This window comes from Calditrichota bacterium (assembly GCA_020637445.1).
In the GTDB taxonomy this organism is placed as follows: Bacteria; Electryoneota; RPQS01; order RPQS01; family RPQS01; genus JABWCQ01.
In genome coordinates, this window is the sequence record JACJVZ010000001.1 from 41,740 (window position 1) to 53,364 (window position 11,625).

5 protein-coding genes are annotated in these 11,625 nt (G+C 51.0%); 4 read left to right on the forward strand and 1 reads right to left on the reverse strand.

Features of this window, described 5'->3' with window-relative positions; translation table 11 throughout:
• Positions 1–496: 496 nt before the first annotated feature.
• Positions 497–925 (reverse strand): hypothetical protein, encoded by a 429-nt coding sequence (locus H6507_00180; GenBank protein ID MCB9367518.1) that lies wholly within the window; start codon positions 923–925, stop codon positions 497–499.
• 762 nt (positions 926–1,687) lie between these two features.
• Between H6507_00180 and H6507_00185 the strand changes: the two genes are divergently transcribed.
• The 4 genes from H6507_00185 to H6507_00200 are packed head-to-tail and all read left to right on the forward strand — an operon-like array spanning position 1,688 to position 11,554.
• Positions 1,688–4,600: an ATP-binding protein gene (locus H6507_00185; protein MCB9367519.1), complete on the forward strand. Its 2,913-nt coding sequence runs from the start codon at positions 1,688–1,690 to the stop codon at positions 4,598–4,600.
• Positions 4,597–5,019: a hypothetical protein gene (locus H6507_00190; GenBank protein MCB9367520.1), complete on the forward strand. Its 423-nt coding sequence runs from the start codon at positions 4,597–4,599 to the stop codon at positions 5,017–5,019. The genes H6507_00185 and H6507_00190 overlap by 4 nt, the downstream gene beginning before the upstream one ends.
• Positions 5,020–5,036: 17 nt before the next feature.
• Positions 5,037–7,997: a DUF1156 domain-containing protein gene (locus H6507_00195; protein ID MCB9367521.1), complete on the forward strand. Its 2,961-nt coding sequence runs from the start codon at positions 5,037–5,039 to the stop codon at positions 7,995–7,997.
• 5 nt (positions 7,998–8,002) lie between these two features.
• Positions 8,003–11,554 carry a hypothetical protein gene (locus tag H6507_00200; protein MCB9367522.1) on the forward strand — a complete coding sequence of 1,184 codons (3,552 nt, stop codon included), beginning with the start codon at positions 8,003–8,005 and terminating at the stop codon, positions 11,552–11,554.
• The last annotated feature ends 71 nt before the right edge of the window (positions 11,555–11,625 follow it).

An 11,625-nucleotide genomic window follows, 5' to 3' on the forward strand; every position in this document is an offset into this window, starting at 1 on the left:
TTAGGATGATTTTTTGTGCTGGATCTTCTTCATATCGGGAATGTCAGAATTGGGAAATTTCAGATATCGGACGGGAAATATTTCATCGGATAGCGGGTCGGATAACACCCGCCCCTGATATAGTATACGCAAAACAGGGTCGTTTGTCAAGGGCAAAAATGCCCTAAAATGCGAGAAAATAATTAAAGAATTACTATTGTTATTTGCTGCTTCGTAAGCATATGATAATGGAGAACATCGAAAAATAGTGTTTTTCAATTTTTCTTTGCGTTCGAATTATTTTGTTTGTCGGAAACCGATTTTTCTGCTCCACGCATTAGGTTTCGCCGATTTTCGAAAACTCCGAACCGTAATTTGTTTTCGAAAGAATCGAACCCAGTAATTATCATCAGTTCGCAAAAATAATTCTGAACGACAGAATGCCAAATTGCCAATTTGCAATTTTGGAATCGTCCAAGCTAAAAGAAACCCCGGGCGTTCCCAGGGTTTTGGGAAATTAGATTTCCCACCGATCCTTCCGCAGCCCGCTGGAATGCCCGACCCAGTAGTCATTCGCGTCGAGCAACATTCGGTACATGCCGGAATGTCCGTCCACAATGAACAGCAAGCTGAACGTTGTGCTTAGATCCAGCTCTTCACCGAAGTCGGATTCATCTTCGCATTCATCGATGTAGTCGCGTGCTTCGTCTGCGTCGACTTCCTTCATCTGCATGACGCCTTTGACCAGCAGATCCTGGTAAGTCTCCGTCAGCATTTCGTGGTCGGGGTACTCCTTGAACTGGACCACGGCTCCGAGCAAGCAATTCTCGTCATCATACCAAAAGCCGTCTTCGTCCTTCTCGACGTGGTAGGCAAAGTGCTTTTCGATCTGTGCGTCTTTGACGATCCGGTATTCGGGTGCGAACGTTTTTTCGCGGTCTGACATGTCTTGTCTCCTGTTGGCAAATAAGAGGGGTAGCTGCTATGTCCTCTTATGCCAGAAAACCCGGTGACGCTGCAACGCCTCAAAAGTGCGTGTTCAGGAATCAGCCAAGCAAGTTCGGTTTCCTCAGGAAATCATCGCAGCAGGCGCTCGTCGTTTCAACGACCAGTTTCCAAAACGGTGGTAGCATCGAAAATCTTGTTACTTTCGACCACAATCGGCAAGGCGATCATAAAGCTATATAAAATCAAAGTCTTAAAACAAAAGATAGGATCTGATATCAGGCGAACGGACGAGGTTCCCGCAGAGGAGTCATCTGTAGGGCCACGGCTGTGTCAAAAGGAGAGAGAACACGAGCGAAGAAATCGATCATGACCATTTTCGTAGAAAAAGAACTACTTAAGGCTGCCGTTGGTCAGTACGACAGACGTCAACGTGATTTACCTAACAGGCAAAGTTGCGCGTGAATAATAAATGCGCAAATTACTGTTATGAACTAACTTCGCCGGGGAAAATAACTTGATTATTTGTGATTTTTTAAGCACATTAGCTAACTTGAATTACTTTGCGCTTATGCGCCAGTGACACAGCGGTCGTCCGGAGTCATGGGCAGTCCGCGCTGGAAGACAGAGTGCAATGTGGGGGTGGCAGTCAGTAGATGAGAAACGCTTTAACCATTACAACTACGTAAATCGCAGTTCCACCGTGCGCACTCATCGGTAACCGATCGAGGACGCAGAAAGCAAACTTCCCGAGGACAATTGCATGGGTATTCTAACGGGTTGCACACCAAGACCAGAAATCCTGAAGGGTGATCTTAACGATTCCATATTTGCCGCAGATTTCGGTACCCTTGTCGCGGGCAACGCCGATCCAGTATATGGTGTTGCAAAGACTTTCTTTGCCAATACACATCCCGCCACTCAACTGAAGAAAGTCGTAGAAGTCGTGTTTGAGCGGCTTGCTAGTCCACAAGAGTCTGGTGCCGTCGTTGCACTTAGCACGGGCTTCGGTGGTGGAAAAACTCATACGCTGATGGCGTTGTACCACTTGGCTGAAAATATTGCGGACATATCACTTGGAACGGAGTTGCTGCCAGCCGCGGGTCGACCTAAGAAGGTCAAGGTGATTGCAATCGACGCAGGGAAAGCAGGATCGCATGAATTCTCCGCGCACGGAAAGATATCGGTCAAGAGCCTTTGGGGCGAAGTCTTCTACCAAATGGGAGAAGCGGCCGCACTAAAGACTCTTGGACCAGCAGATGATCCTGAAGGATCGCCAAGTGAAGCGCAGATTGAATCAGTCTTCCCAAAGGGACCAACGCTTATTCTGCTTGATGAATTAGTCATTTACATGGCAAAGCTATCGAGTCGAGGTCAAGGCAATCTGCTCGGATTCGTCAATTCTTTGGCCGCAATTGTAGCACGACACCCGCAGACTGTCATGATCATTACCGATCCAGCGGGGCAAGCGGCCTATCAGCAAGAGACCGATGAATTGAAACGCATGGCATTAAACTCGGCAGCCGTGAAACTTGATGAAGTTGTCGGGCGTCGCGCGAGCGAATTCGATCCAATCGGTGACGAATCAGCGCAAGTCATTGTACGCAGACTGCTGACGAAAGTTGATCATGTGGCGGCGCAACAAGCGTCAGCTGCCTATCACAACCTTTACCAGCGCGTCGCCAAAGATCATCCGAACCTACTTCCGAATAACTCGATCAATAAGGCCTACGCAGAGCGCATCGTCGCCTCCTACCCATTTCATCCACGCCTGTTGGACACGGCGCAAGATCGTCTTGGCGCATTGCAAGATTTTCAGAAGAGCAGGGGCGTACTTCGTCTGTTTGCAAGGATTCTGCGGGATGTGTGGGAAGCGCAGACCGATTATGACGTCATCGGGGCGGGCGAAATCAACTGGTCGAGTCCGCGAATTCAAGCCGATTTGCTGCATAGATTGAACAAGGACAATTTCCGAGCAGCTGTGACCGCTGACGTTGAATCGCATGCAGGAGATTTGGATGGAGGCGCGCCACGCGGTATTCATCGGCGAGTAGCATCAGCATTATTGCTTGAAAGTTTGCCGCTTCAGAACAGTAGTGGCCTGGATCCAGCAGAGGCGACACTAGCAGTGTTGCGCCTCGATGAGGCTGGAGTAGAACCGTCGGAAGCGATGGAACGTCTTGTGGGCTGCTGTTGGCACACGTATCCGATGGCAAGCGGACGCGGTTGGCAGTTCCGCTTCGATCCGAACATCTACAAGCAGATCGAAGAGAGAAAATCACAGATTCCTATCGAGGATGCGCGCAAGCGTTTGGAAGCGGAAGTCCAGTCCTATTTCACGGGCCCAACATTCCGAGTTACCCCGTGGCCAACTTCAGCGCGAACGGTAAGAGAGCTTCCCGACTTACAGCTTGTTCTTTGCGACAACGAAAAGACAGCGCACTGGGTATGTGCAAACAGTGATGACTCTACGCCCGAAGCTCCAATGCCTCGGAGTTTCATCAACGCGGTAGTGGCAGTTGCACCGACTTCATCGCGATTAAACAATGCCATTGAACGAGCGCAACGCCTGTTAGCAGCTGAAACGATAGAAAGAGAGAATCGGTCTGGCGAACATGCCGCTTTGGTACGTCAGCAGATGGTGCGTATTCTTCCGGAGCTAAAGAAACACTTCCGAATCGAATCCGTGCGAGCCTTCGATACGTTGGTTTTTGCCGGCGGAACAACAAAGAAGCTAACGGAGAAAAACCAAGTTCCGGATGAATTAGTTCTACAAGAGCGCCCGCACGGCCAGAAAAACATCATGGATTTTCTGGAAGTCAGCAAACTGATCTACTCCACATCGGCTACGATGGACGTAGACAAGTTCATGCGCGATGTACTGCCAGGCACAACTCCGTTGATGGACAATCCGGAGGTATTCACGGCTAAAGCTGTGCATGAGCGTTTTCTATCGGTACGCGGACTACAATTGCTGCGGGACGGCGGCATTGTGCGGCAGACGATTCTGAAAGCCGTTGACGAGGGCAAGCTATTGGTCAAAGTTCAGGATGGCCGCGTGTTTGACAAGGAAGGCTGCGTGGAAGGACTGGAAGGACAGCGTCGGCGAATCGCCGGCTCCATTTCCTCCATTCCGCTTGACGACACAGTGCTGGTCACGCGTGGCGTCGGTAAGACGGCAGAAATCTGGTTGAAGGTCGACCCAGAGGGGCAGGAAGAGGGACCAAGAAAGCCGCTTCGTAAAAAGGAAGGCCGGATTGCTGTTCGCGGTTGGGATCAAGCAGTGGAAAGTGCAGCGACCAGACCTTTGGTTCAACTGCGACTGAAAGCGACTACTCCGTCTGCGGCACAGCAGCTTATCCCGATGGCACAGCCGTTATCGGCAAATGCGCTATCGATGGAAGTTAGCCTTTCCGGTGAAGTGAAAGACGGTGGCACAGTCAATCTTATTGTTAGCGGGATTCATGCCACACACCAAATGAAACCACTTGAGATTGCCCAAAAATTGCACACATCCTTGAAGGAAGGATGCGATTTTCAAGCGGATCTGTTGATGGAATTTGGAGCAGCCGGCCGTGCGGGACTTGCAGAACAACTAAAGGAGATCGCGGACAAAGCGCCAAACGACATCTCTCCTGAAGCGTTGTTTGAGGAACCGACAGGAACTAAGTCATGACCATAAGAAACGCATCATTCGCGCTGCGTATCGTCCACCGGCGGGCAGGCGACGCAGCCATACTATATCGAAGAACGCTTAACCAGCGTCAGCAGGAACGGCTGACCAAGATTGCGCCAATATCTCCGCTTGCTTTCGCCGCGGGATTTGGTTTGTTGCGATCTGCGGGCCGCGCAAACGGTATAACTAAGCTGGCACCGGGTCCATTTCATCCGCTTGACCCGGATTGGGGTGCGCGTGTGGCTTGCTATGCTTTGGTGGCGGCAGGATTGCGTAATCCGGATCGCCTGCATCGAGCGGCAGAAGAGCTTCGTAATGCAGATGGTTCGGAAGCAGCCTGGTGGTTTGGATTAATGACCAGCAGAAACGGAAAACGCGCTATTCGAGCGTTGCGAATCTTAGTAGAGGCCGTCAAGTGAAAAAACCACCTCGGGTCTTGATTGAAGAGTGGCTTCCGGCGACGGCGATCGGCGTGGAGTGCATTAGAGAACGATCCACAGGCCAGCAGCCACCAGATAAAAGATTTCATGTCTGGTGGGCGCGCCGACCCTTAACTGTATCGCGGGCAGCGGTTCTAGGGTCCATTCTTCCGGCGACATTTCCGAAGGATGTGTTTGAGAAATTGCTGGGTTTTTGGGGGAGCTCACGTCAGCTGCATGACGCACAGCGAAGTCTTGATTATGCGCGACTTCATAGCAGACCAATTGACAATCCACATGGCCAGAGGGCGTTCAAGAATCGTATTCCTACGCCACAACTTGATAAGATGCGATCAGAAGCAAAAATGCTTTGGGGATCTGAAGTTCGGATAATGGACCCCATGGCGGGCGGAGGATCGATTCCACTCGAAGGTGTTAGACTTGGGCTTAGTGTGTTGGCGAACGAGTACAATCCGGTAGCGTGTTCGGTCCTTGAAGCAACCCTGGACTATCCTTTTCGTTACGGAGAATTACTCGCCTACAAAGCGCGTGTGTGGGGAGAACAACTTAGAAAGCGATTTGTTGAACGCGTGGAAGAATTCTTCCCGCAGCAAGGTAATATCCCGCCACATTGTTATATCTTCGCGCGGACCGTACCGTGTCCAGACACCCAACATCCTACGCCACTTATTCCGGATTGGCATTTGCTGAAACCCAAAACAGGCAGGCGAGTAGTTGCCGAACCGATCCATGTGAATCCTGAAAGCGGAACATGGAGTATTAGGACACGTGATATCGGTAAACGGGCAGGAGAGCTGCGGGAGGCTCCATTGCCAACATATTCAGGTGGCAAGGGCATTTCATTGTTCACTGGAAATCCCATTTCGTCCGATTACATCAAAGCAAAGGCGCAATCTGGAGAAATGGAAAGCGTTCTTTATGCCATTGCCTATAAGACGCCACAGGGCTTAGAGTTCTTTCCACCGGAGAAGGCCGATCTTGAGGCCCTGGATGCAGCAAAGCTTAAGATGAATCGCTTGCGAGCTGATTGGGAGCGAAAGAACATCATCCCGGCAGAAGACATTCCACAAGGTGATAAAACCGGCGAGCCAATGGCGCGGGGAATCTACCGCTGGGCGGACATGTTCTCGCCACGCCAATTGTTTTGCATGGGAACATTGGTCGATGAACTTCAGAAGCTTCGCTCAGAGGTTATCAAGGAGGAAGGCAAGGAGCTGGGCGAAGCGATTGTGCACTTGCTGGCACTTGCAATGGACAAATATGCAGATTACAATAACCTCCTAAATACATGGGAAAGCAGCCGAGGAATTGCAAAACATCTATTTCAACGTCACGATTTTGCATTTAAAGCGACGTATGCAGAAATGGCACCTTGTCAAGCGGGTTCAGGATTGGCATGGGTCGTAGACAATGTAACGTCGGCGTATGAGGATCTGGTCAAGCTAGACAATAGAGTAACTGATTCGAGTGTCAATCTCTCTAATGGATCTTCTGCTAATCTAAGTTTAGTTGAAGATGGAAGCATAACGGCTGTCGTTGTGGATCCTCCGTATGACGACAACGTTCAGTATTCCGAGCTGGCGAATTTCTTCTATGTCTGGTTGAAACGAACGCAAGGACACCGGCGACCAGAATGGTTTTCGACCTACCTTTGTGACCATAGTCAGGAAGCTGTCGTAAACGTATCGCGCCATCTGGAAAGCGCGACTACCAACGGGAAAAAGCGCGAGCGTGGCGAGACCGCTGCCGCCCGTGAAAAGGCACGGACGTTCTACCGCACCTTGATGACGGATACCTTCAAAGAATGCCGCCGGGTGTTGCGAGACGACGGCGTATTGACGGTGATGTTTACCCACAAAAAACAGGAAGCTTGGGAAGCGCTGTTCACGTCACTGATTAACGCTGGCTTTACTATTACGGCCACATGGCCAGTGAAGACGGAAAGTGAGCACAGTCTCCATCAAGCGAAAAAGAACGCGGCGCAGAGCACGGTGCTTCTGGTCGCCCGCAAGCGTCCAACCGGAGCGGGCAAGGGCTACTACGACAGCGCCATGAAGGAAGCGATCCGCAAGAAGGCGCAGGAAAAAGCAGCACAGCTTGCGAACGAGGGACTGAATCGCGTTGACCAGTTAGTCGGATCCTTTGGACCGGCAATGGAAGTGTACAGCCAGTTCGACGAGGTCGTGACGGATACGGGGGAACACGTCGGAGTGGATCAGGCGATTGATGAAGCTTCCGAAGCTGTTAGCAAGTGGCGAATTGACCAGTTGGCCGGACAAGGTTTGGAAGGAGTTGAACCGGAAGGCCAATTTGAATTGCTTTGCTGGGACGTTCTGGGTGCAGCCGAGTTTCGATTCAATGAAGCACACTTGCTGGGTAAAGCGGTCGGCATGGATGTGGACCAGCTAATTGTCGCGGGACTTGTGACCAAGGTAGGTGACAAGATACACATTCTGTCCGCCCAAGATCGCCGACGTGAACGAGCGCTGGAACCGGATGAAGCGACCGAGACTTTATTTGGCCCTGTGACGATTTCCAAGCGACGGACAAAGAAAGATGCGTTGAAGGTCCACCCCAATGATCCGCAATTCCGTACCGCACTGGACGCATGCCATGCTTTGGCTTTGCAGTACATCGAAGCGAAAGACCCGTCCTCAAGCATTGGCGCTGCGAAAGCGTTGATGCGCAAACAAGGATGGAATGCGGAATCAACCGTCGCAAAACTAATGGTTGCTTTGGTCAATGCGGCGCCTGACGCCGTGAAGTTCCCCAAGAAGAAGCAGAAGACTGCGGCCGATATGTTTCCGGAATTTAGTGCTTGGCACGCGATGTTGAATCCGCTTTTTGGTATTGAACCGCCGGACTGGGCAGAGCCGCCACCACCATTGGAATTGGCGTTGGACCACGAAGACGAGGACGAGGAAGAAGAATCTGAAGAAACTGGGGACGAAGAATGAGTAGCATGCGGGACCGTCGTTGGAAGCGTTTCTTCCATGCTCCAGATCCTGAACTACTAAGCGACTTGTATGTTCCGGCACTGTCTATGGCAGTTAAATACGACCGCTGCTGTGCCTATTTCTCGAGTTCAGCATTGTCTGCCGCTGCTCGCGGGTTTGGAAAGTTAATCGAACGGCTTGAATCCATGGGCACCAGCGCTCCTCGTCCGGCTGTGCGTCTGATCGTGAATGAAGAACTGTCACGTGACGACGTACAGGCACTTACTGAAACCGGTGATCTATCAAAGCTCGAGGAGCAGCTAAAGAAACGATTCAAGACACCATCCGACGCGTTATCCCGCAATCGTCTTGGGATGCTGGCCTGGCTATACAAGAAGGGATTGTTGGACATTCGCGTGGGGATCATGCGAACAGGCGAAGGAATTGTACACGGGAAGTCCGGAATTGCCACAGATGAAAATGGTGATTCCATCGTCTTTGCCGGTAGCAGCAATGAATCCGCCAAAGCGCTGCTGCATAATTACGAGCACATTGAAGTTTCCGGATCGTGGGAGGACCATGCGCGGTACGACTTTTATCGCTCCGAATTCGACAAGCTATGGTCGGATCATCACGCTGATGTCTTTACGGTAACGCTGCCTGAAGCTCTTCGACAGCAACTGATCAAGTTTGCTCCGAAGGAAGCTCCGACCTTCGAGCCAAGCAACCAAGTTGCCCGGCAGAAGGCAGCTATGGTCTGGCGTTTCATCGCAGAAGCGCCATTCTTGGAAAATGGACATCTCGCCTGCGACGCGACAGCGTTGGTCTCCATGTGGCCACATCAACGAGCGGTGGTAGATGAAGTTGCTAACGCCTGGCCAGATGGACGGTTGTTGTGTGACGAAGTTGGTATGGGAAAGACCGTCGAAGCCATTATGGTCTTACGACGCTTGATGGCAGGACGGGGCGTCAAGAGAGTATTAGTCTTGCTACCCAAAGGGCTCCTGGAGCAGTGGCAGACGGAACTCCGTGAAAAAGGGGGACTGCTTTTCCCGCGGATGGTGTCTTCCGACAGAGTAATCTGGCCAAACGGGAAAGAACAACGCTTCGCTGGTTTTGTTGACATGCTTAACCATTGCGACCAACTGCTTGTCAGCCGCGAATATGCCCGCACGGAAAACAACGCGCCGTTGGTACTATCGGCGGAGCCGTGGGACCTTGTAATCCTCGATGAAGCGCATGCCGCCCGAAGAGCTGAACCAAAAGAGGAATTGTTCAACCATGGAACACTTCTTCTCAATCTACTCCGCCAGCTTCAAATGCGACAACGTGCACGAGGGTTCTTGCTCCTCAGCGCCACGCCGATGCAAACGAACCCATGGGAACCGTGGGACCTGCTTAGTGTTTTGGGCGAAGGTGGAAAGTGGTTAGCTGATTTTCAGGGAATTCGCGATTACTACACCGCTCTTTCCTGTCTGAAAAGTGGGGCCTGCAATTTGCCGACAGCCCGCAAGGCCGCCAGACTGATCGCTGATGATCCCTCCTTCCCAAATCGTCCTGACGGCAGACCTGCCGGTGATGACGTGATGGAGATTGCTCGTTACATTGCCTCTGCGAATCGAGATCAAAGGCCACAAGTAGCATCGTGGTTACGTCAGGGATCGCCGCTTGCGCGTCGAATGCACAGGAACACCAGGCATACTTTGCACAAGTACCATGAGATGGGAATGCTCGACCGAGAACCACCGGTTCGAAGGGTACACGATGAATCCTTTGACTACGACACACGAGCAGAGCGAAAAGTATATGAATCTATTACCAGCTACATTGACCGTAGATGGCAGGAGTTGGAGCGGAGCGGCAAAGGGTTTGTGATGACGATTTATCGTCGCCGGGCTTCAAGTTCACCTTATGCTCTTCAGCGAAGTCTCGAACGACGAGCGGAAGCATTAAGGAAGATCGTTGATAGTCGAGCCGCAGACCAATACGATGTCGAAGATGAGGCACCAGAGGACTTTGTTGCAGACGAATTGCCGGATGACGAAGTACCTGGAGCCAAGTCCCTGGCGCTGCCGGATGACATTTCGCGGGCGGCAGCGGAGTTGAATGAGATAAACTCGCTCCTTGATCAGCTCAGAACATTAGGCGGCATAGATACAAAGCGCGATCGCTTCTTTCAACAACTTAGAAGCATCGCGGACGATGGACGGGCAGTTCTAGTGTTCACGGAATATAGCGACACAATGAACTATATCCGTGACAATTTGGTGTCACACTTTGGAAGAACTCTTGGCTGCTATTCCGGGAAAGGCGGACAGTTATGGAATGGTGAGTCTTGGGAGGACGTGTCCAAGGATAAGATTACCGACGCTTTATTCAAAGGTGAACTGAAAGTCCTGGTTTGCACCGATGCCGCAAGCGAAGGATTGAATCTTCAAGCGGCGGCGGCAGTGATCAATTATGATCTACCGTGGAATCCCAGTAAAGTCGAACAGCGAATTGGCCGTGTGGACCGTATTGGGCAAAAGTGTTCGGACGTGCGCGTTGTTAACATGTTTCTAAAGAAGAGTGTGGATGATAGAGTTTACACAATGTTAAGAGAACGATGTGGTCTTTTCGAGCGCTTCGTCGGTCGTATGCAGCCTGTCCTGGCACTTGCCAAGAAGCTGCTACTAAATGATTCTGGTGAAGTCAGCGCGTTAAACGCCGATATTGACAATATTCAAAACGACATCTTAACTGAAGAAGCTTATCTCGAAAGCGATGCACATCATGGGGACGGCCAAGACTCTGTGTTGGACAATGCCGATATCAAAGCTGCGCTGAGATATCTATCCAAAGACACGGGAGTGGAGGCCGTCTACGATAAGCGAAACCAATGCTGGAATATCTCTGGCTCTGGCATACAGAAACGTCGCTGTGCAGTTGATCCGGAGTCTCTAGAGAAGAATTCAAAGCTGGAGCCACTTACCCCACTTAGTCAAGATCTAGTACATCAACTTGCGGACTCCCTGTCCGCAAGTCAAGAAGTGATTCCTCTTGTTGTTGGAAGTTGCCGCGTTGGGGCGTTTCGTGTAAGCAAAATGTTCTGGATTTCCGATGGACTGCCAGTTCCGATTGAAAGCTTGAACGATTTAACTTCATGCATTGACAAATGGGATGGTGATGCACCCGATCCTGCAAAGTGGCTTGAGGTTATGAGACGAGCTGAGGGTGATTCAAGACGCACAACGAACGGAATGGTTGCATCAGCAGTAAATGCGCAGCAGCAGTCTATTCGCAGGCAGAATACCAGTGCGCGGGAAAGGCTAAAACAGGAACTTGGGCGCTTTCTGGTGTCCGTAGACGGGAATGGATTAGATCTAAACGCGGTCATCGACGACTGGTTACAAAGAAGGATTCCGTTGAGCCAGAAGCTGAGTAAGAGTCTAGACAAACTTGGTGGCGAGTACCCAGAGTGGACAGATGAAGACTTCTGGCAGCTTGAGCAGTTCGGAAAACAGGTCACGGAGAATCAACGGACGAGCAGAAGAGCAGGGAAAGAGATTGACGCTGCACTTGCGGATCCTAGATGGTAATCACGCATTGGCAACGCCTCACTCGTTGCGCTGAATTTGGGTCTATTTTACTGTTTGCAAACTCTTGATAC